General features: G+C 73.1%; 17 protein-coding genes. 8 read left to right on the top strand and 9 right to left on the bottom strand.

Annotation, left to right across the window (positions count from 1 at the left end; all coding sequences use genetic code 11):
• The first annotated feature begins 46 nt into the window (after positions 1–46).
• From atzF to ITJ44_RS14095, 5 genes are all read left to right on the top strand, one after another.
• Positions 47–1,831: an allophanate hydrolase gene (gene atzF / locus ITJ44_RS14115; protein ID WP_194636176.1), complete on the top strand. Its 1,785-nt coding sequence runs from the start codon at positions 47–49 to the stop codon at positions 1,829–1,831.
• 141 nt (positions 1,832–1,972) lie between these two features.
• Positions 1,973–3,511: an ABC transporter substrate-binding protein gene (locus ITJ44_RS14110; protein ID WP_194636175.1), complete on the top strand. Its 1,539-nt coding sequence runs from the start codon at positions 1,973–1,975 to the stop codon at positions 3,509–3,511.
• Positions 3,508–4,482, top strand: coding sequence for an ABC transporter permease (locus tag ITJ44_RS14105; protein ID WP_194636174.1), 975 nt, complete (start codon positions 3,508–3,510; stop codon positions 4,480–4,482). Before ITJ44_RS14110 ends, ITJ44_RS14105 begins: the two co-directional genes overlap by 4 nt.
• 11 nt (positions 4,483–4,493) lie before the next feature.
• Positions 4,494–5,318 carry an ABC transporter permease subunit gene (locus tag ITJ44_RS14100; protein ID WP_194636173.1) on the top strand — a complete coding sequence of 275 codons (825 nt, stop codon included), beginning with the start codon at positions 4,494–4,496 and terminating at the stop codon, positions 5,316–5,318.
• Complete coding sequence (locus ITJ44_RS14095; RefSeq protein ID WP_194636172.1) at positions 5,315–6,763, top strand: ABC transporter ATP-binding protein; 1,449 nt, start codon at positions 5,315–5,317, stop codon at positions 6,761–6,763. Before ITJ44_RS14100 ends, ITJ44_RS14095 begins: the two co-directional genes overlap by 4 nt.
• Here ITJ44_RS14095 and ITJ44_RS14090 read toward each other — a convergent pair.
• The 4 genes from ITJ44_RS14090 to ITJ44_RS14075 form a co-directional block, all read right to left on the bottom strand.
• Positions 6,735–7,616 carry a sulfurtransferase gene (locus tag ITJ44_RS14090; protein WP_194636171.1) on the bottom strand — a complete coding sequence of 294 codons (882 nt, stop codon included), beginning with the start codon at positions 7,614–7,616 and terminating at the stop codon, positions 6,735–6,737. The two genes, ITJ44_RS14095 and ITJ44_RS14090, sit on opposite strands and share 29 nt — an antisense overlap.
• Positions 7,617–7,644: 28 nt before the next feature.
• Positions 7,645–8,178 (bottom strand): GNAT family N-acetyltransferase, encoded by a 534-nt coding sequence (locus ITJ44_RS14085; protein WP_194636170.1) that lies wholly within the window; start codon positions 8,176–8,178, stop codon positions 7,645–7,647.
• Between the two features lie 128 nt (positions 8,179–8,306).
• Positions 8,307–9,302 carry a ribonucleotide-diphosphate reductase subunit beta gene (locus ITJ44_RS14080; RefSeq protein ID WP_012039117.1) on the bottom strand — a complete coding sequence of 332 codons (996 nt, stop codon included), beginning with the start codon at positions 9,300–9,302 and terminating at the stop codon, positions 8,307–8,309.
• 164 nt (positions 9,303–9,466) lie between these two features.
• Positions 9,467–11,971: a ribonucleoside-diphosphate reductase subunit alpha gene (locus ITJ44_RS14075; protein WP_194636169.1), complete on the bottom strand. Its 2,505-nt coding sequence runs from the start codon at positions 11,969–11,971 to the stop codon at positions 9,467–9,469.
• Between the two features lie 377 nt (positions 11,972–12,348).
• Between ITJ44_RS14075 and ITJ44_RS14070 the strand changes: the two genes are divergently transcribed.
• Both ITJ44_RS14070 and ITJ44_RS14065 read left to right on the top strand, forming a co-directional pair.
• The gene (locus ITJ44_RS14070) at positions 12,349–13,560 is read left to right on the top strand and encodes an MFS transporter (RefSeq protein WP_194636168.1); all 1,212 of its coding nucleotides are present in this window, start codon (positions 12,349–12,351) and stop codon (positions 13,558–13,560) included.
• 99 nt (positions 13,561–13,659) lie between these two features.
• On the top strand, positions 13,660–14,133 hold the full coding sequence (locus ITJ44_RS14065; RefSeq protein WP_194636167.1) for a hypothetical protein: 474 nt from the start codon (positions 13,660–13,662) through the stop codon (positions 14,131–14,133).
• Between the two features lie 65 nt (positions 14,134–14,198).
• Here ITJ44_RS14065 and ITJ44_RS14060 read toward each other — a convergent pair whose 3' ends face one another.
• Both ITJ44_RS14060 and ITJ44_RS14055 read right to left on the bottom strand, forming a co-directional pair.
• Positions 14,199–15,191 carry an aldo/keto reductase gene (locus ITJ44_RS14060; protein ID WP_194636166.1) on the bottom strand — a complete coding sequence of 331 codons (993 nt, stop codon included), beginning with the start codon at positions 15,189–15,191 and terminating at the stop codon, positions 14,199–14,201.
• Between the two features lie 9 nt (positions 15,192–15,200).
• Positions 15,201–15,722, bottom strand: coding sequence for a hypothetical protein (locus tag ITJ44_RS14055; protein ID WP_228495128.1), 522 nt, complete (start codon positions 15,720–15,722; stop codon positions 15,201–15,203).
• A 135-nt stretch (positions 15,723–15,857) separates the two neighbouring features.
• On the opposite strand from ITJ44_RS14055, the gene ITJ44_RS14050 reads away from it, so the two are divergent.
• The gene (locus ITJ44_RS14050; protein ID WP_228495127.1) at positions 15,858–17,483 is read left to right on the top strand and encodes a S1C family serine protease; all 1,626 of its coding nucleotides are present in this window, start codon (positions 15,858–15,860) and stop codon (positions 17,481–17,483) included.
• Positions 17,484–17,552: 69 nt separating this feature from the next.
• Here ITJ44_RS14050 and ITJ44_RS14045 read toward each other — a convergent pair whose 3' ends face one another.
• From ITJ44_RS14045 to ITJ44_RS14035, 3 genes are all read right to left on the bottom strand, one after another.
• Complete coding sequence (locus ITJ44_RS14045; protein WP_194636164.1) at positions 17,553–19,091, bottom strand: alpha-N-arabinofuranosidase; 1,539 nt, start codon at positions 19,089–19,091, stop codon at positions 17,553–17,555.
• An 88-nt stretch (positions 19,092–19,179) separates the two neighbouring features.
• A complete protein-coding gene (locus ITJ44_RS14040) occupies positions 19,180–20,100 on the bottom strand; it encodes a carbohydrate ABC transporter permease (RefSeq protein ID WP_194636163.1) in 921 nt (306 codons plus the stop codon).
• Positions 20,097–21,041, bottom strand: a complete 945-nt coding sequence (locus tag ITJ44_RS14035; RefSeq protein WP_194636162.1) for a carbohydrate ABC transporter permease — start codon at positions 21,039–21,041, stop codon at positions 20,097–20,099. Before ITJ44_RS14035 ends, ITJ44_RS14040 begins: the two co-directional genes overlap by 4 nt.
• Positions 21,042–21,059 lie beyond the last annotated feature (18 nt).

Below are 21,059 nucleotides of genomic sequence, written 5' to 3'. Positions count from 1 at the left end.
ATCGCCGCCGCGCCCCGACCGCCGCACCCCGAACGGAGAGACCCGCATGACCGCATCGTCCCCGACAGCTCCCCCCACCCCTCCCGCCGACGCCGCCGCCTCGGCACCGGATCCGGTCGCCCGCGTCCGCGCCGCCTACCGGCGCATCGCGGAGGCGGACCGGCCGGAGGTGTGGATCGCACTCCGCCCGGAGGAGGAGGCCGTCGCCATCGCGACCGGCGTCGCGCGGGACCTCGCGGAGAAGGGGGCCGCCGCCCTGCCGCTCGCGGGCCTGGTGGTCGCCGTCAAGGACAACATCGACGCCGCCAGGTTCCCGACGACCGCTGCGCTGCCGGTCAGCGCCTACACGCCGGCGGAGAGCGCCACGGTCGTCGCGCGCCTCGAGGCGGCGGGCGCCGTGGTAATCGGCAAGACGAACCTCGACCAGCTCGCCACCGGGCTCGTGGGGACGCGCAGCCCCTACGGCGAGGTGCGGGGAGCCGCCGATCCCGAGCTCGTGTCCGGTGGATCCAGCTCGGGCTCCGCGGTCGCGGTGGCGCTCGGCATCGTGGACGCGGCGCTCGGGACGGACACCGCCGGATCCGGGCGCGTGCCCGCCGCCTTCAACCGGCTCGTGGGGATCAAGCCCACCCTCGGCCTCCTGCCCGCCCGCGGCGTCGTGCCCGCCGCGCCCTCCTACGACACCGTGACGGTGTTCGCGCGCACCCTCGGCCTGGCCGAGCGCGTGGCCGGGGTGATGGCGGGCGTCGACGACGCGGATCCGGCCAGCCGCCCGTGGCCCACCGACGCCCCGCTGAGCGCGGCCCCGGTCCTCCGCCTCGCCGTCCCCGGCGACGCGGACCTCGCTCCCATGTCGCCCGCGTGGCGGCGGGCCTTCGACCGGACCGTCGCGGTGCTCGCGGACGCCGGCGTGCAGATCGTCGAGGTCGACATCGCGCCGCTGCTCCGGGCCGCCGCCCTCCTCTACGACGGGGCCCTCGTCGCCGAGCGCACCCAGGCCGTCGGGCACCTGCTCGCCGGGTCGCCCGAGGGCGCGGATCCGTCGGTCGCCCGCATCATCGGATCCGGCGCCGCGAAGACCGCCGTCGAGCTCGTCGCCGACCAGCAGGCTCTCCGCCGCCACCGGATCGACGCGCGGCGCATCCTCGCGGACGTCGACGCGCTCCTGCTGCCCACCGCGCCCGGACACCCCTCGCGGGCCGAGGTCGCCGCCGATCCGATCGGCGTGAACTCCTGGGTGGGGACCTACACGAACTTCGTGAACCTCCTCGACCTGGCCGCCGTCGCGGTGCCCGGGCCGGACGCCGACGGCCGGCCCTTCGGCGTGACCCTGGTCGGCCCGGCGTTCTCGGACGCCGCGCTCGTCGACGCCGCGGACCGGCTGCAGCGCGCGGTCGGCACGGCGCCGGGCGAGCCGCGCACGCCGGCGCCGTCGTGGGGCCCCGCCGCCACGCCGATCGCCGTTTTCGGCGCCCACATGGACGGGCAGCCGCTCAACGGGCAGCTCACCGCGCTCGGCGCCCGCCTGCTCGGCGACGCCGTCACCGCGCCCGCCTACCGCCTCCACGCGCTCGACACCGTGCCGCCCAAGCCGGGGCTCGTCGCCACGGGGACGGGCGGCGCGTCCATCACCGGAGAGCTGTGGGCGATCCCGTCGGGCCGGGTCGGCGACTTCGTCACGCAGCTCTCGCGCCCCATGGTGGTGGGCAAGGTGGCGCTCGCGGACGGCTCCGAGGTGCTCGGCTTCCTCTGCGAGCCCGCGGCCATCGCGGGCGCGGAGGACATCACGGACGGCGGATCCTGGCGGGCGCACCTCGGCGCCGGCCGCTGACCGTCGCGCCGGTCGCACAGGTCGGGCCGAAGATCGGGGTGCGGGTGTGCACACTTTGTGAGAATCATTCTCGATAAGCTGTAGTCTGCGTCTCGATCCGCGCCGTCGCGCGGATCCCCACGCAGCTGCACGGAGGATCCCATGACCACGCTCCCCAGGAGGCATCCCGCGATCACCGCGGCGCTGCTCGCCCTCGCGATCACGGCGGGAGCGTCCGGCTGCGCGCCGTCCGCGACCTCCACCGCGGACGCCGCCGCGCCCGGCGGCACGCTCCGCGCGGCCTTCCCCGGCGGTGGCGCGGCCGAGACGCTCGACTACCTGGTCGGCCCGACCGCCCTGGACTACGTGCGCGCGCGGCTGGTGCACGCGCCCTTCTGCGAGATCGACGCGTCGGCGGCCGACGGGGTCTCCTACGGCGCCCTCTCCTCCATCGACGTGAGCCCCGACCTCTCCTCCTACACGCTGCACGTGCGGCCCGACGTGCCGTTCACCGACGGATCCACGCTCACCGCCGCGGACGTCATCTACTCGCTCCGCGCTCCCGGGCTGCTGCACGGGCTGCCGTTCACGCAGATCGTCGCGCGCGACCTCGACGTCGACGCCGCCACGGCCGTCGACGACCTCACCGTCACGCTGCCGACGCGCCACCCGGTCGCCGACGGGCGCCAGCTCATCTGCCAGAGCATGCTCGCCATCAAGGACGGCACCACGGAGTTCACCGCGACGACGCCGTCCTCGGGGCCGTTCACGATCAGCGGATTCGAGCCCGGCCAGAGCACGGTCCTCACCCGGAACCCGACCTTCTACGGCGCCGCCCTCGGCACCGGACCGACGCTCGACTCCATCGAGCTGCTCTCCATCTCCGACCCGACCGCCCGCGAGGACGCGCTGCGCCAGGGCCAGGTCGACTACGCGAGCGGGCTCGCCCCCGCGCAGGCGCAGGAGCTCACGGGAGCGCAGGGGATCACCGTCTCCACGAGCGAGCTGCCGTACGCCTCCTCCCTGCAGTTCCTGATGAACCCGTCCTTCGCCCCCTTCGCCGACGAGCGCGTGCGGGAGGCGTTCAAGCTCGCGATCGACCGCCAGCAGATCGTCGACACCGTCTACTACGGCCACGCGTTCGCGGGCGACGACGTGCCCGGGCTCGGCTTCCCGAGCTACGACACGACGCTGCCCGTGCGCGAGCACGATCCGGACCGGGCGAAGGCGCTGCTCGCGGAGGCCGGCCAGAGCGGCATGGCCGTGACGCTCACGGCGGGCCCCGAGCTGCCCGGCATGGTCGAGACCGCGACGCTCGTCGTGCAGGACCTCCGCGCGATCGGCGTGGACGCGACCCTCTCCGAGCTGCCGGCCGGCCAGCTCTACGCCGACTACGCCGCGTACCAGGAGCTGCCGTTCGCGGCCGGGTACACCCCGCCGGCGCTCTTCGAGCCGAACCACGTGCCGGGAGCGCTGCCGGAGGCGGACGCGCTCGTCGCCGAGGCCCGCAGCGCCGCCACCCCGGAGGCCCGGCTGGCCGCGTCGCACCAGGCGCAGCAGATCATCTGGGCGAAGGGCTACACGATCGCACCGGTGTCCGTGCCCTCGATCAGCGCGCAGTCCGACGGCGTCGGCGGCGTGCGCGAGCTGCAGTTCCCCGACCTGTCGCGGGCGACCGTCACGCCGGCTGCGGGACGGTGAGCTCGGCGGCGCCGCTCGGCCGGTGGATCGCCGGCAGGTGCGGCGCCGCGCTCGTCACCCTCGTGGCGCTCTCGATCGTCGTGTTCGCGAGCGCGTCCGCGCTGCCCGGCGACGCCTCGGGCGCCCTCGCGGGCAGCGGCGCGACCGCGGCGGAGCGCGACGCCCTGCGCACGGGCCTGGGCCTCGACCGCCCCGTGGTGGAGAGGTACCTGTCCTGGGCCGCCGGCGCCCTGCACGGCGACCTCGGGCGATCCCTCGTCTCGGGCCGCGAGATCGCGCCGCTCCTCGTCGGACGCCTCGCCGACACGCTGACGGTCACGGCGCTCGCGGTCGCGGTGATCGCCGTGGTCGCGACCGGCCTCGGCCTCGCGTCGGGCATGCGGGAGGACAGCGCGGCCGACCGGCTGCTGACCTCCCTCACGGTGGTCATGATGGCGACCCCGGACTTCCTCGTCGCGATCGCGCTCCTCGTGCTGTTCACCTCGCTCGTGCCGGTGCTCCCGGCCGTCGCGCTCCTGCCGCTGGGCGACGCCGCGTGGCAGCACCCGGCGGTGCTCGTGCTGCCCGTCGCGACGCTCGCCCTCGCGGGAGCGGGTCCGGCCGCGCGGATGCTGCGCGCGGCCGTCGTCGACGTGATGCGCGCGCCGTTCATCGAGCACGCGCGCTTCAACGGGATCCACGGCCTCCGCCTCGCGCTCGTCCACGTGCTGCCGAACGCGGCGGCTCCTGCCCTGCAGTCGCTCGCGCTGGTGTCCGCCGGGCTGCTCGGCGGCGGGATCGTCGTCGAGACGCTGTTCGGCATCCCGGGCATCGGCCTGGAGCTCACGCGCGCGGTGTCCGCCCGGGACGTGCCGATGGTGCAGGCGGTGGCGCTGACGCTCGGCGGCACCGCCCTCGGGATCCTGCTGGCGGGCGACATCGGCGCGGCCCTCCTCCGCCGACGCCGGGGCGCCGAGTCGGTGCGCGGATGAGCGGCGCGCGGATGAGCGACGCGCCCGCCGGCTCCCGCGCCCGTGCCGGCTTCCGGATCCTCGCCCTGGTCCTCGCCGCGGGCGTCGTCGCCGCCGCCCTGCTCGGACCGCTCCTGCCGCTCGGCTCGCCGGACGAGGTCGCGGGCCGGCCGTTCGCGGGTCCGGACGCCGCGCATCCGCTCGGCACGGAGCTGCTCGGGCGCGACCTGCTCGCACGCGTCGCCGAGGGTGGTCGCGGACTCGTGCTCGAGGCCGTCGCCGCGACCCTGATCGCGAGCGCCGTGGGACTCGGGCTCGGGATCTGGGCGGGACTCCGCCCGTCCCGCCTGGCCGACACGGCGGTGCGCGTCGTCGACGCCGTCGCCGCCCTGCCCGCGCTTCTGGTCCTGCTCGTGCTCGCCGCGGGCGCCCCGGGTCAGCCCGCGGCGATCGTCGCCGCCATCGCCCTCGTGAGCGCCCCCTTCTCCGTGCGCGTCATCCGGCAGCAGACGCGCATCGTCGCGGCGGCCGACCACGTCGTCATCGCCCGCGCGCGCGGCGACGGGCTCGGCAGCCGGCTGCGGCACGACGTCCTCCCCGGGATCCGCTCGGTCGCCCTGGCGGACGCGGGCCTGCGCTTCATCGCCGCGCTCCAGCTCGCCGCGGCGGCCGGGTTCCTGGGCGTCGGCGCCGGCGCGCCCGCGGCCGACTGGGGGCGGATGGTCCGGGAGGACGTGGTCGGCATCCGCGCCAACCCGCTCGCGACCCTGGTGCCCGCTGCGCTCCTCGTGACGGTCTCGCTCGGCGTCACGCTGGCGATCGATGCGTCGAGCCGGCGTCACGCAGGCGGCAGATGAACCCCGCCATCGAGGTCAGCGGCCTCACGATCCGCGGCGCGGCCGACGCGAGCGGCACCGGGACGACGCTCCTGGACGGGATCGACCTCCGCGTCGCGCCCGGCGAGGTCGTCGGGCTGTCCGGGCCGTCCGGCAGCGGCAAGTCGACCCTCCTGCACGCGCTCCTCGGGCACCTCTCCCCCGGGACCCGGCTCACCGCGGGGAGCGTGCGCGTCCACGGCGTGGATCCGCTCACCCCGGCCGGCCGCCGCCTCCTCCGTGGACGGGTCGTGGGGCACGTGCCGCAGGACCCCGCGAGCGCACTCGATCCCGCGCGCACCGCCCTCCACCACATCCGCGCCGCGGCTCGGCGCTCCGGAGGAGGGGCGCGACGCGCGGACCTCGGCCGGCTCGTGCTCCAGGCCGCGCACGACGCGCACCTCGATCCGGCGCTGCTGCGTCGCCGCGGATCCGAGCTCTCCGGCGGCCAGGCGCAGCGCGTGATCCTGGCGGCGCTCCTCGCCGGCCGGCCCGCAGTGGTCCTCCTCGACGAGCCGACGAGCGCCCTGGACGCCGAGACCGCCGGCCTCGTCGCGCAGCACGTCGGCCGCCTCCCGTGGCTCCCGGCCGTCGTCATCGCGAGCCACTCCCCCGAGGTGCTCGCGCGCACCGGCGGACGCGTCCTCACCCTGCGCGACGGCGCGCAGGGACCCGGTCCTGCACCAGCCGCTGCGACGCCTCCGCGCGGCCGCGGTCCGGTGACCGCCGAGGCGCGCGCGGCCGCACGGGGTCTCGCCCGGCCGGTCGCACCCGCCGTGGAGGTCTCGGATCTCCGCATCCGCTTCGGCACGCACGCGGTGGTCGAGACGACCTCCTTCCGCATCCCGGCCGGCGGGATCCTCGCCCTCCGCGGCCGCTCCGGGTCCGGCAAGACGAGCATCGGCCGGGCGATCGCCGGCCTCCTCGTCCCCGAGGCGGGCGCGCTCGACGTGGCGGGCACCCGCTTCCCGTGGGCGGGCGCCGACCGCTCCCGATCCCAGAAGCCGCTCGTGGGCCTGGTGCTCCAGGACGCGCGCGCCGCGCTGCATCCGGGCGAGTCGGTGCGCACGGCCATCGTCCGCGCGGGTCGCGCCGCCGACCGCCAGGGCTCCCCTCCCGCGGATCCCGCCGAGCTGCTCGAGCGCTTCGGGCTGGATCCGCGCCTCCTCGAGCGCCGGCCGCACGAGCTGAGCGGCGGTCAGCGCCAGCGCGTCGCGATCGCCCGGGCGATGGCGGCGGCACCGACCGTGCTGGTGTGCGACGAGATCACGGCCTCCCTCGATGCCACGGCAGAGCGGATGGCGCTCGACGCCCTCGACGAGGCGCGCAGGCGCACGGGCGTCGCGATCCTGCTCATCACGCACAGCGCGACGGCGGCCGACCGCGCCGACACGGTGCTCACCCTCGACGACGGCCGTCTCGCCTGACGGATCCTCCGTCCCCGCCGGGCGCTGCGCCCGTCGCGACCGGCAGCTCGGGCCGGTTCGCCCACGCCGACCAGGATCCCGGGTACAGCGCCGCGTCGATCCCCGCGATCGCGAGCGCCGCGATCTCGTGCGCCGCCGTGACGCCGGAGCCGCAGTAGACGCCCACCGGTGCGCCCGGCCGGATCCCGAGGGCCGCGAACCGCTCGCGCAGCGCGTCCGCCGGCAGGAACGCCCCGTCCGCGCCGAGGTTCTCGGAGGTCGGCGCGCTCACGGCGCCCGGGATGTGGCCCGCGCGCGGATCGACCGGCTCCACCTCGCCGCGGTATCGCTCCCCCGCGCGCGCGTCGAGGAGCGTCCCCGTGCGCGCGAGGTCGGCGGCGGCCTCCGCGTCGAGGGTCGGCGACTCCCCGCGCGTGAGCGTCACGTCGCCGGGCTCCGGCACGGTGGATCCCGTCGCCAGCGGCAGCCCGGCCGCGACCCAGGCGGGCAGGGCGCCGTCGAGGATCCGCACGTCCGCGATCCCCGCGTCGCGCAGCAGCCACCACGCGCGCGCGGCCGCCGTGTTGCCGCCCCCGTCGTGCACCACGACCGTGTCGCCCTGCCGGATCCCCCAGCCGCGCGCCGCGCGCTCGAGGTCGGCGGTCGCGGGCAGCGGATGGCGTCCGTCCTCGGGGGCGCCGTGCCCGGCGAGCTCGGTGTCGAGGTCGGCGTACACGGCGCCCGGGATGTGCCCGGCCTCGTGCAGCGGCCGGCCGGGAGGGCCGCCGAGCGACCAGCGCACGTCGAGCACGCGCACGTCGTCGCGGGTGCGGAGGGCGTGATCGAGCGCGGCGGGGGCGATGAGGATCTCCATCGCCCCATGCTCGCAGCGCCGCGCGGGATCAGACGAGCGGCTTCTCGAAGCAGACCGAGTTCGTCACCGGGATGTACGGCGGGTACACGTCGATGGGCAGCCAGCCCGCGGTCGCGTAGAGCTGGATGGCGTCGGGCTGCCGGTCGCCCGTCTGCAGGATCAGCCGCCGCGCGCCGCGCTCCTGCGCCACGCGCTCCAGCTCGGCCATGAGCACGCGGGAGAGGCCCGTGCCGCGATGCGCCGGATCCACGACCACCTTCTTGAGCTCCAGCTCGTCGCCGAGGTGCCGGATGACGCCGTGCGCGGCGGCCTCCCCGTCGTCGCCGTCGAGGACGAGCAGCACGACGGCCTCCACGTCGGCCGGGTCGAACGCGAACGCCACCGCCGCCTTCGCGGGCCAGTCGGGGTCGTCGTCGTGCCGGCCCTCGTAGCGCACGTCCATCTCGGCCTCCATGGCCCGGCGGATCCGCGCGCCGCGCGGGTCGTCCCAGCCGACGACCTCGGTGCGGTACACCCGCCCGTCGCGCGCGACGTGCCGGCCGCCGGTCTGCTGCTCGGTCATGCTCCCTCTCCCTGTCCGTCCCGGCCGGGACGGCGCGGGCATGACGACGCCCGCACCGGCATCCGGGTGGATGCGCGGGGCGGGCGTCGTCGGTGGTTCGGTGCCGCGGTCTCCCGCGGCGTGCGGTCCTACTTGGCGCCGACGGTGGCCGACGCGTTCGACTCGTACGACGTGTTGGTCGACTCGAAGAAGTTGACGAGCTGCAGCGTGTCGTTCGCAGTGGCCATCCACTTCGCCGGGTTGGAGACCTTGTACTCGGCCTCGAAGCCGAGCTCCTCGAGACGGCGGTCGGCCAGGTACTTCACGTACTGGTTGATGTAGTTCGCGTTGAGCCCGAGGATGCCGTTCGGCAGGAGGTCGCGGTTGTACTGCTCCTCCATCTCGACGGCGTCGAGGATCATCTGCTTGATCTCGGCGGCGAACTCCTCCGTCTGCAGGTCGGGGTTCTCCTCGAGCACCGTGAGGATGAGGTTGATCCCGAACTTCAGGTGCAGCGACTCGTCGCGCACGATCCAGTCCATGAGCGAGCCGAAGTTGCGCAGCAGGTTCCGCTGGCGGAACGACAGCGACACCATGAAGCCCGAGTAGAACCAGATGCCCTCGAGGATCACGTTGTACGCGACGAGGTTCCGGACGAAGTCCTTCTTGCCCTCTGTGGTGGTGATGTCGAGGGTCTGCTCGGTCATGCGCTTGATGAACTTGACCTCGAACTCCTCCTTGCGCGCCATCGACGGGATGTCGACGTGGGAGTTGTACGCGGCCTCGCGGTCGATCGGGAACGTCTCCAGGACGTACTCGAACGACATGCAGTGGTTCGCCTCCTCCCACATCTGCTTCGCCAGGTAGAGGTGGCACTCCGGCGCGTTGATGTAGGGGTAGACGCCGAACGCGAGCGCCTTGTTCACGAGGAGCTCGTTCGGGTTGAAGTAGCTCATGAGGAACGTGATCGCGTGGCGCTCCTCGTCCGTCATCTTCTTGAAGTCCGCGATGTCCTCGCCGAGCTGGATCTCGTTGGGGAACCACGTGTTGGCGACGGCCTGGTCGTACAGGTCCATGGCCCACTGGTAGTTGACGGGCTTGAGGAGGAGGCCCTCCTGGATTCCCGTGCCGAGGATCTTCGACATCTGCTTCTTCTCTCCGAGTGCGTGGTGCGTGGTGGTGCGGGTGGGGCGGCCGGTCGGGCCGGGGGGAGCTCTAGGAGCGGCGCCTGCCTACTGGCAGGAGTCGCACTGGAGCTCGTCCATGGGGTCCATGGGGACGACGTAGTCGCCGAACGTGTCGTCGTTCATCAGCGTGCACCTCCCACTCCGCCGAAGCCGAAGCCCTTGCGGGGCGCGGAAGCGGACTGCGGTGCCGGGACCTCCGCGGTCGCGGTGGATGCGGGAGCGGCCGAGGCGGGGACGGCCGCGGGAGCGCCGCCGCCGAATCCGCCGAAGCCCTTGCGCTTGGTGCCGTCGGCGTCCTGCGACTTGTCGACCTTCACGGTCGACTGCTCGGCCGTGTGACGGGGCTTCATGTGCAGGTAGTACGTGGTCTTGACCCCGCGCTCCCAGCCGGCGAAGTAGATGTCCATCATGTCGCCGAGGTCGCGCGTCTCGAGGTACATGTTGCGGCTGATGGCCTGGTCGATCCACTTCTGCGCGCGGGCCGCGACCTCGAGGAACGCGTACGGCGAGAGCTGGAAGCTCGTGCGGTACGTGGCCTTGACCGCGTCCGGGATGGCGGCGATGTTCTGGATGTCGCCCTGGCTGCGCAGGATGTTCTCGCGCACGCTCTCCCAGATGCCGAGCTCCTGCAGGTCCTTCACGAGGTTCCGGTTGACCTCGAGGAACTTGCCCGAGGAGGTGGAGCGGCTGAAGATCTGCGAGAACTGCGGGTCGAGGCCGGGCGTGGTGCCGGCGACGAGGCCGATGGACGCGGTGGGCGCGATCGCCATGAGCGTCGCGTTGCGCATGCCGCCCTTGACCTTGGCGCGCAGGGCGTCCCAGTCGAGGCGCGTGGTGCGGTTGACCTTGACGGGCACGCCGCGGTCGGCCTCCATGAGCGCGATCGAGTCGAGCGGCACGAGGCCCTCCGACCAGCGCGAGCCCTCGAAGTTCGGGTAGGAGCCGCGCTCCTTCGCGAGATCGGCCGACTCGTCGATGGCCGCGTAGGAGACGTGCTCCATGATCTCGTCGATGAGGTCGTACGACTCCTCGGACTCGTACGAGAAGCCGAGCTTCTCGACGACGTCGGTGAAGCCCATGACGCCGAGGCCCACCGCGCGGTTCTGCTGGTTGGAGAAGTCCGCCTCCTTCACGCTGGAGCGCGTGATGTCGATGAGGTTGTCGAGCTGGCGCACCGCGAGGCGCGCGCTCTGCTCGATCTTCGCGAAGTCGATCTTGCCGTCGGAGAAGTGCTGCGACAGGTTGATGGACGCCAGGTTGCAGACGGAGACGTTGTCCTCGTCCTGCGGCAGCGTGATCTCGGTGCAGAGGTTCGAGAGGTGGATCGTGCCCGTGTTGTTGTTCAGGGCGCGGTTGTTGATCGTGTCCTTCCAGGTCAGCCACGGGTGGCTGGTGGTCTGGAGCGAGATGAGGATCGACTTGAACTGCTCGCGCGCCTTGATGCGCTTGAACATCCGGATGCGCCCGGCCTCGGCCTCGCCGACGTAGAACGCGTAGCGCTCGGAGAACGCCTTGCCGTACAGCTCGTTGAGGTCGGCGACCTCCAGCGGGTCGAAGAGGTACCAGTCGTCGTCGTCCTGCACGCGCTTCATGAACTCGTCGCTGATCCACACGGCCGTGTTGGCGGTGCGGGTGCGGCGGTACGGGTCGCCCGAGTTCTGGCGCAGGTCGAGGAACTCGGGGAAGTCGAGGTGCCAGTTCTCCATGTAGAAGCACAGGGCACCGAACTTCTTGCCGCCGCGGCTGACCGCGCGCAGCACCGAGTCGATGGTGTGCATGAACGGGATCGGGCCCGTGGAGGTGGTGTTGTTCGAGCGGATGGGCGAGCCCTGCGCGCGCAGCTTGGAGACGGAGAGGCCGATGCCGCCCGTGCCCTTGGTGAGCCACATGACGTCGCGCGTGGTCTTCGCGATGTGCTCGATGTCGTCCTGCATCTCCATGACGAAGCAGTTCGCGAGCTGCGGGTAGATGGTGCCCGCATTGACCAGGGTGGAGCCGGCCGCGAGGTACTCGAGCTTCGACATCTTCTCGTAGAAGGCGATGGCGGTCGAGGTGGGGTCCTGCTCGTTGAGCGTGAGGCCCATCGCGATGCGCATCCAGAAGTACTGGGGCACCTCGAGGGCGTCGCCGTTGCGGCCCTTGATGCCGTAGCGGTTGTTCAGCGTGACGACGCCGATGTACTTGAGCAGCTCGTCGTGCGCGGGCTCGAGGGCCTGGGCGAGGCGCTCCAGGTCGAACAGCTGCACGAGGCGCGAGTCGAGGAGCATCTCGTCGACGCCGCGCTGGATGTTGCGGGCGAAGTGCTCCGCATGGAGGCGCTTGAGCTCCTCGGGCGACGAGTAGTCGCCGAGGACGCGCTTGTAGATGGTCTTGAGGAGCAGGCGCGCAGCGACGGTGTCGAACGCCGGGTCGTCCTTCACGTTCTGGAGCGCGACCTGGATGACGGCCTCATCCAGCTGCTGCGTGGTGATCCCGTCGAAGAGGGTGATCTCCAGCTCGGACGCGATCTGCGTGACCCAGCCGATGTTCTCGTCGAGGCCCTGCGTGGCGTCCTCGATGGCCAGGTTGATGCGGTTCGCGTCGTACGGCTCCCGCGTGCCGTCGCGCTTCACTACGGTGATGGACACTCTGCTCCTCGTCGTCTTCGTCGCCCGCGCTGATCGGCTGCGGACTGTCCTTCTGTCGGAGGCGACGCGATGTGGGACGTACCCGCCGCGCCTGTGCCTCACAGCCCTGGTCCTCACCAGGGGAAATGCTCGTCGAGCCCTCGTCCGTCCTGCTCCGCAGAGCTAGGACGGTGGGGGTTGCCCGCCGTCCCATCACTATATATGCGGGCGTCCGGACACCGGCAACCCCACATGTAGTGGGCGTGTCGTCCACAGGTGTGGACAACTCCGCGGACTTGTCCACAGGTTCTACAGGCTACGGAGGGCCGCCGACATCGCTGTCCGGTGGCGCCCGGCGCTGCGGCAGGGGGCCCCGCGGCCGGTAGGATCTGACCCTCGTGAGCACGTACGGAAGCCTCCTCAAGACCCGCGGCGTGGGCCGGATCATCGCCGCCCAGCTCGTGGCGCGCTTCCCGGGCGGCATGCTCTCGCTCGCGTTCCTCATGCACGTCGAGCGGATCCACGCGTCGTACGGCGCGGCCGGCCTCGTGCTCGCCGCGACGAGCATCGGCCAGGCGGTCGCCGGCCCCCTCACGAGCCGGTGGATGGGCGTCTGGGGCATGCGCCCGGTGCTCATCCTCACCTCGGCCGTGTGCACGGTCGCGGTGGTCGCGGTGGCGCTCGGCGACGCGAGCACGTCCGTCCCCGCGTTCATGGGACTCGGCCTGGTCGCCGGCCTCGCCAACCCGCCCGTGCAGCCGGCCGTCCGCACCATCTACCCGAAGATGGTCAACTCCAAGCAGCTCACGCCCCTGTTCTCCCTCGACGCGTCGGCGCAGGAGATCATCTGGGTGCTCGGCCCGGTCATCGCGACGTTCCTCGCGATCCAGGTGGACACGAGCGCCGGGATCCTCGTGGCGGCCGCGTTCCTCGTGGGCGGCGGCGCCTGGTTCATCTCCTCCCCCGAGCTCGGCCGGGTCCGGATCCCGCGCAGCAAGCGCCGGTTCGGCGTGGTCCTCGGGCGTCCGCCGGTGCTCCTCAGCACGGTCGTCGGCTTCCTGCTCATCGCGGCGTGCGCGGCGATCGAGGCGGGCGTCGTCGCCGTGTTCGGGCACGGCGGGCCCGAGGCGGGCTTCGTCCTCGCGATCTTCGCGGTCGGCTCGCTCATCGGCGGTCTCTCGCTCGGGCACATCCCCATCAGCCCGTGGGCGATGGCCAGGCGGATGGCGATCATCCTCGCGGGCACCGCCGTCGCGGCCGTGTCGATGAACGTCGTCTGGCTGTCGGTGTTCCTCTTCCTCGCGGGCGTCGGCATCGCGCCGGCCCTCGCCGTGCTCTTCGCGGTCGTCTCCTCGTCGGTGCGCTTCAGCGACACCGCAGAGGCCTACGGCTGGGTCGGCACGGGGCAGCTCATCGGCGCCGCGCTCGGCTCGGCCGCGGCCGGCTTCGTCATCGACGGGCAGGGCGCGCAGGGCGCCTTCGTGGTGGCGGCGGCGCTGCTCGCGGCAGGCACGGTCATCGCCGTCGTCTTCCACCGCCACAGCCCGGACCTCCGCGGCCGCGACGCGGGCCCCATCCCGGACACGGAGCCCGTCCCGGTCATGACCTGACGGCCGATCCGGCCACGTGGGCGATGCCCGGCCGGATCCGCGCCCCAGAGTCTCCGCCCCCGCGGAAAAACGACCCCTCGCGCTGGATAGTGTGAGGGCATGACCTCTCCGCAGACCCCTCAGACCACGCGCCGCCTGCGCGCCGGGATCGCCGGGCTGGGCCTCGTGCTCGGCCTCGCGCTCGCCGGCTGCAGCTCGCCGGCCGCCGACGACGCCGCGACCCCCACGCCCTCCGCCTCCGCGAGCGCCTCCGCCGACGCCGCGAGCCCCACGCCCGAGTCGAGCGCGGACGCCGGCTCCGGCGACGCCGCCGCGTCCGGATCCCGGGAGGCCATCGCCGCGAAGACCCGCGACATCGCGTGCGGCCTCAAGGACAAGTCCACGCTCGAGGAGTCCGACGTGCAGGCGTTCCGCGACCTCGGCACCGAGATCTCCGCCTCCACCGAGAGCGGCGCCGCGGCGGCCGGCCAGCAGATCACGGCCCTCGCCGACCAGCTCGCGCCCGGCGTCGGCCAGCCGATCAGCGACGAGCTGAAGACGCAGATGTCGACCGCCTGCGACCAGCTGCAGTAGCGCATCCGCACGGACGACGGCCCCGGTCAGCATCGCTGACCGGGGCCGTCGCACATCCGGCGGGACTACCAGCGCGGATGCACCGCGGCGCGGAAGTACCGGTCGTACACGTCCGCCACCTGGCGCTCGAAGACCTCGCCGAGCGCGGGGGCGTCGCCGGCGCGCGCGTTGGCCCGGGCCTGCTCCGCGTTGCGGGCCCCGGGGATCACCGTGGAGACGCCCTCGCGCTGCACGATCCAGGCGAGCGCCACCTGCGCCGGCGTGAGGTCGGGCGCGGCCTCGTGCGCAGCGGCCGCGAACTCCCGGGCCGCGGCCACGCCGTCGTCGTAGTCGACGCCCGAGAACGTCTCCCCCACGTCGAAGGCGGCGCCCTGTCGGTTGAAGTTGCGGTGGTCGGTCTCGGCGAAGGTGGTGTCCGCGGTGTAGCGGCCGCTGAGGAGCCCGGACGCCAGCGGCACGCGCGCGATGACCCCGACGCCCGCCTCGACGGCGGCCGGCAGCACGCGGTCGAGCGGCTTGAGGCGGAACGCGTTGAGGATGATCTGCACGCTCGCGACGCCGGGGCGCGCGATGGCGAGGAGGGCCTCGTCGGTCGTCTCGACGCTCACGCCGTAGGACGCGATCGCGCCATCGGCGACGAGCTCGTCGAGGGCGTCGTGCACGCGGTCGCTCGAGAACACGGGCGTGGGCGGGCAGTGCAGCTGGACGAGGTCGAGCGTGTCGACGCCGAGGTTCCGGCGCGAGCGGTCGGTCCACTCGCGGAAGCGGTCGAGGGTGAAGTTCGCGGGGTCCTGCGCGTCGCGGCGGCCCATCTTGGTCGCGACCGTGACGCCGGCGTCCGGGTGCGCGCGGAGCCAGGATCCGATGATCGTCTCGCTGCGGCCGTCGCCGTAGACGTCGGCCGTGTCGAAGAAGGTGATGCCCGCGTCGGCCGCCGCGTCGAGCACGGCGAGCGCGTCGTCCTCGGCGACGTCACCCCAGTCCCCGCCGAGCTGCCAGGTCCCGAGTCCGATGACCGAGACGTTCCGATGGGTCCTGCCGAGGCTTCTCTGCTCCATGCGTCGAGCCTACGCGCGGCGGCGGTCGCCCCCGCTGTCGCCCATCGTCTCGTCGGCTGGCCGACGGCGCAGGGCGTGCACGGCGAGCGCGGCGATCACGGCCATCGGCCCGCCCGCGACGATGCCGGGCGCCAGGGTCACGAGCAGGGGCACGAGCTCGAGGAGCCAGCGCTCCCCCAGCGGGTCGCCGAAGCTGGAGTACGGCATCGAGGTCGTGATCCCGGCGGCGAGCGCGCGCAGGCCGAGGCCCGCGGCGGGGAAGGCGACGGCGAGGATCCAGAGCACCGGGGCGAGCCAGGCGGCGAGGGCGGGTACGTCGGTCGGCTGGTCGCGCGGCCCGGCCGGCGACGTCGTCTCGGGCGCGGGTTCCCCGACCGGGCTCGGCGCGGCCGGCCCGTCGGCGCCGACGCGCGTCTCGGGATCCGTATGTGGACGCGGTCCCGGTGCCGGTGCCGCGGACCGCTGGAACGCCGGGTCGAACCGGGGATCCACGTCGGCCGGCCCACCGTCCCCGTCCGACCTTCGCGTCATGCCGTTCAGGGTACGCCCGGGCAGGGCCCAGGATGCATGGCGGACGCTCGTGCCCGTCATGGGGTGCTCATAGGGTCGCCGGGTGTGATCTCCTCATGGCCCCCAACGGGCCAGCCGAGACACGAAGGACCCGTCATGAACGAGACACCCCAGGAGCCGACCGGACGTCCGGACGAGGCCCCCATCGACGCCACCCGCCCCGCCGACGACGCGACCCCGGCCGCCGCGCCTGCCGCGGCCGACGGCTCGCCCGCGACCGGCCAGCCCGCCTGGCCGGCACCCGCCGGTCCCGCGACCGACGGCCCCGCCGCACCCGCCGCGCCCCGCGCGCCCGCCACCGCCGCATCGTGGACCGCCCCGACCGACGCGCACGCCACCGCGGGCCCCGCGGTCGGCGCCGGCGCCCCCACCGCGCAGCAGCCCACCGCACAGCACCCCACCGCCGCCTACGCCACCGCGATGCCCGCGGGCGGCCACCCCGCCGGATCGCCGTGGCCCGCCCCCGCGACCGACGCCTTCGGACGCCCCCTCGCCGTCGACGCGGCCGGCAACCCCGTCCCGCCGAAGCGCATGCGCCGCGGCCTCCGCACGGGCCTCATCGCCGGCGCGTCCGCCCTCGCGCTCCTCCTCTCCTTCGGCAGCGGCACCGCGGTGGGCTTCATGGCCGACCTCGGCCGCTCGAGCGCGCAGGCCGGGAGCACGCAGATCCAGGACCCGGGCTCGTTCACACCCGGCCAGGGCTTCGGCCGCGGCACGACCAGGGTGCCCGGGCAGGGATCCGGCGACGGCTCAGGCTCGGGATCCGGATCCGGCGCGCAGTCCGGCACCGGGAGGGGCACGTCCGTCACCTCGCCCGAGGCGACCACCGCGCAGATGTCCGGCGTCGTCACCATCGACTCCGCGCTCACCTACGAGAACGCCGCCGGCGCGGGCACGGGCATCATCCTGTCGTCCGACGGCACGATCCTCACGAACAACCACGTCGTCAGCGGCGCGACCAGCATCCGCGTCACGGTCGAGTCGACCGGCAAGGCCTACGTCGCGAAGGTCGTCGGCACCGACGCCACGAACGACGTCGCGGTCCTGAAGCTCGAGGGCGCGTCCGGCCTCACGCCGGCGAAGCTCGACACCGACGGCGCCCAAGTGGGCGAGGCCGTCACGGGGGTCGGCAACGCGGGCGGCACCGGCACGCTCACCGCGGCGACCGGCCAGGTCACCGCGCTCGGGCAGACCATCACCACGCAGTCCGAGGGCACGGCCGCGGGCGAGACGCTCACCGACCTGATCCAGACGGACGCGGCGATCGTCTCCGGCGACTCCGGTGGGCCGCTCGTGGACGCGCAGGGCGAGGTCGTCGGCATCGACACCGCCGCCTCCTCCGGCTCCGCGCAGATCGCCGGCTTCGCCATCCCGATCGAGAAGGCCATGGGCATCGCGAAGCAGATCGAGAGCGGCACGGAGTCCGGCACGGTGCGGATCGGCTACCCGGCGTTCCTCGGCGTGCTGCTCGCGAACGGCGCGGGCACCGTCGCGGGGGCGCCCGTGCAGGGCGTCGTCGACGGATCCGGTGCCGCGAAGGCGGGCATCGGCCAGGGCGACGTCGTCACCTCGGTCGACGGGAAGGCCGTCGCCTCGGCGTCCGAGCTCAGCGCCGCGATCTCCGCGCACAAGCCCGGCGAGTCGGTGGAGCTCGGCTGGACCACCGCGGCCGGCGCCGCGAAGACCGGCACCGTGACCCTCACCGAGGGCCCCGTGAGCTGATCGACCGCTCCCCCACGACGACGGCCGGCCCTGCATCGCGCAGGGCCGGCCGTCGTCGTCGTGGTCGGGTCAGCTGCGGGTCACGTCCAGCACGACGACCGCCCACGAGAGCGCCGGCAGCGTGAGCGTGAGGCGCCCGCCCTCGGCGCTCACGCCCTCGAGCGGCACGAGGCCGACCTGCTCGCCCGACTCGAGCGTGTTGCTCGAGTGCCGGTCGCCGCCCTCGGGGACGCGCAGTACCTCGGCCCGGAGGATCCGCCCGGCGTCGAGGCCGCGCAGCGCGACCTCGGTCGACGCATCCTCCTCGAGCCCGCGGTTGGCGAGGAAGAGCGAGACGGTGCCGGCCTCGTCATCCCAGGTGGCGCTCACGTCGACCACGTCGGCCGTGCCGAACCGGTCGTTGTCGTAGCGGTCGCTGTCGACCTCGACCCGGAGGATCCGGCCGGTCGCGAGCTGCGCCATCCGGGCGAACGGCCAGAAGATCGACTGCCGCCAGGCGGGCCCGCCCTCCTCGCTGCGGATCGGCGCGATCACGTTCACGAGCTGCGCCTGGTTCGCGATCTTCACCCGGTCGCCGTGCCGCAGCAGCGAGTTGAGGAGCGTGCCCACGACCACCGCGTCGGTGACGCTGTACTCGTCCTCGATGACCCGCGGATGCTCGCGCCAGCCCGCCTCCTCGATGCGGTGCGGCTGGTCCTCGCCGTCGAGCCCGCGCTGGTACCAGACGTTCCACTCGTCGAACGAGAGGTCGATCCGCTTCCTGTTCTTGAGGCGCGCGCCGGTCGCATCGGCCGTCGCGACGACGGACTCGATGAAGAAGTCCATGTCCACGCTGCTCGCGAGGAAGCTCCGCACGTCGCCCTCGTGCTCCTGGTAGTAGGCGTGCAGCGAGACGTAGTCGACGACGTCGTACGTGTGGCCGAGCACGGTCTGCTCCCACTGGCCGAACGTCGGCATGCCCGAGTTGGAGCTGCCGCACGCGACCAGCTCGATGGTCGGATCCACGAGCCGCATGGCCTTGCCCGCCTCCTGCGCGAGGCGGCCGTACTCGTCCGCGGTCTTGTGGCCGATCTGCCACGGTCCGTCCATCTCGTTGCCGAGGCACCAGAGCTTGATGTCGAAGGGCTCCTCGGCCCCGTTCCTCCGCCGCATGTCGGAGTGCTTCGACCCGCCGGGGTGGTTCGCGTACTCCACGAGCGAGCGCGCCGCGTCGACGCCGCGCGTGCCCAGGTTGATGGCCTCCATCACCTCGACGCCGGCCGCCTTCGACCAGCCGACGAACTCGTGCAGGCCGAAGGCGTTGGCCTCCACCGTGTGCCACGCGCCGTCGAGGCGGCGGGGCCGGTCCGCGACCGGACCCACGCCGTCCTCCCAGTCGTACCCGGAGACGAAGTTGCCGCCGGGATAGCGCACGACGGTGGCGCCGAGCTCCTTCGTGAGGTCGAGCACGTCCTGCCGGTAGCCCTCGGGCGTGGCGGTCGGATGGCCCGGCTCGTAGATGCCGGTGTAGACGCAGCGGCCCATGTGCTCGACGAACGAGCCGAAGAGCCGGCGGGGCACGTCGCCGACGGTGAAGTCGCGGTCGATGGTGATGCGGGCGCGGGTCATGGGCGTCCTCCTGGGCGCGCGGCCCGGGCGCGTGCGTCCCGGGCGAGGTGGGTGGATCGGTCGGTCGGGGTCGCGGGCGCTGCGCGGGTCACTGCCCGCCGAACCCGGTGGTCGAGATGCCCTTGATGATCTGGCGCTGGAAGAAGAGGAACACCAGGATCAGCGGCAGCGCGGCGAGCACGGCCGAGGCCATGTTCTGGGCGTACTGGATCCCGTAGGCGTTCTTCACCGTCTGCAGGCCGACCGGCAGGGTCATGAGCGTGGAGTCGTTCGTGGCGATGAAGGGCCAGAGGAAGTTGTTCCACGCGCCGATGAAGACGAAGATCGCGACCGCCGAGAGGATGGGGCGCGACAGCGGCATCACGATCTGCAGGAACACGCGCACGCGTCCGGCGCCGTCGACGCGCGCGGCGTCCTCCAGCTCGATCGGGATCTGGTCGAAGAACGCCTTCAGGATGAAGACCATGGCCGGCTGCACGATCTGCGGCAGGATCACGGCCCAGAGGGTGTCCACCAGGTTGAACGACAGCATCTGGTAGAACAGCGGGACGATGAGGATCTGCGGCGGGATGATGATCGACGCCACGATCGCGCCCATCAGCAGCTTGCGGCCGCGGAAGTCGATGCGGCTGAGCGCGTAGCCGGCGAGCGCCGAGAACACGACCGCCACGGCCGTGATCACCGTGCTGGTGAGCAGGCTGTTCCAGGTCCACAGCGGGATCGTCCCGCCGTTCAGCACCGCCGCGTAGGCGTCGAGCGTGAATCCGCCGGCGGGGAGGATCGTCACGGGGAACGCCGCGGCGTCGGTCTCCGACTTGAACGACGTGAGCACCGCCCACAGGAACGGCAGCAGCCACGCGGCGGCGAGCACGATGAGGATCAGGAGCGCGGCGATCCGCGAGGGCTGGAACCTCGGCGTGCCCGTGCGGCCCTGCCGGGCGGCGACGCGGGTCGCGGGCCTCCGGGCGAGCGTGCCGGAGGAGAAGGCGGGACGGGTCGCGGTGGTCATGACTTCCTCCGGGTGGCGGTGAACTGGATGACCGAGATGACCACGATCAGGGCGAAGAAGATGTACGAGATGGCGGCCGAGTAGCCGAAGCGGAAGCCGGTGAACCCGGTCTCGAAGACGTACTGGACGATGGGCCGGGTCGCGCCGCCCGGGCCGCCCTGCGTCATCTGGTAGATCTGGTCGAAGACCTTGAGCGACGCGAGCACCTGCAGGATGGCGAGGAGCGCGGTGGTCGGGGCGAGCTGCGGGATCGTGATGGAGAACAGCTGCCGCCACTTCCCCGCGCCGTCGAGCGCGGCCGCCTCGTACTGCTGGTCGGGGATGTTCTGCAGCGCCGCCAGGTAGATGAGGAAGTTGAACCCGACGGTCCACCACACGGTGGTGACGACGACGCTCGTCATGGCGACGTTCGGGTCCTGCAACCACGCGGGCTGCGGGAGGCCGAACGCGCCGGCGATCGCGTTGACGACGCCGAGCTGCGGGTTGTACATCCAGAGCCAGAACAGCGACACGACCGTGGAGGCGAGCAGGAACGGGAGGAAGAACGCGAGCCGCCAGAGCCACTGGCCCGGGAGCCCGAGGTTCACGAGGAGCGCGAGCACGAGGCCGACGACGAGGAGCGGGATGGTGCTCGCGATCGTGAACACCACGGTGTTGCCGAGCGAGCGCCACATCTGGGAGTCGCCGAATGCCTCGGCGTAGTTCGCGAAGCCGATGAGCTCGCTGTTGGCGCCCGTGAGGCTCTGCCCGGTGAGGCTCTGGTAGAAGCCGTAGAGCACCGGCCAGACCAGGAACACCAGGAAGGTGATGAGGAACGGGGCGATGAAGAGCATGCCCTGGGTCTGCTCCTTGGCCCGGGTCTTCGGGCTGCCCACGGCGGGCCGCGGGGACGGGGATCCGGCCGCGGGGGCGACCGGGGTGGGTGGTGCTGCTGTCGTCACGAGTGGACTCCTTCGTCG

It is taken from the genome of Clavibacter sp. VKM Ac-2873, assembly GCF_015351075.1.
Taxonomy (GTDB): Bacteria; Actinomycetota; Actinomycetes; order Actinomycetales; family Microbacteriaceae; genus Clavibacter.
This window is presented reverse-complemented; position numbering and strand designations above follow the sequence as displayed.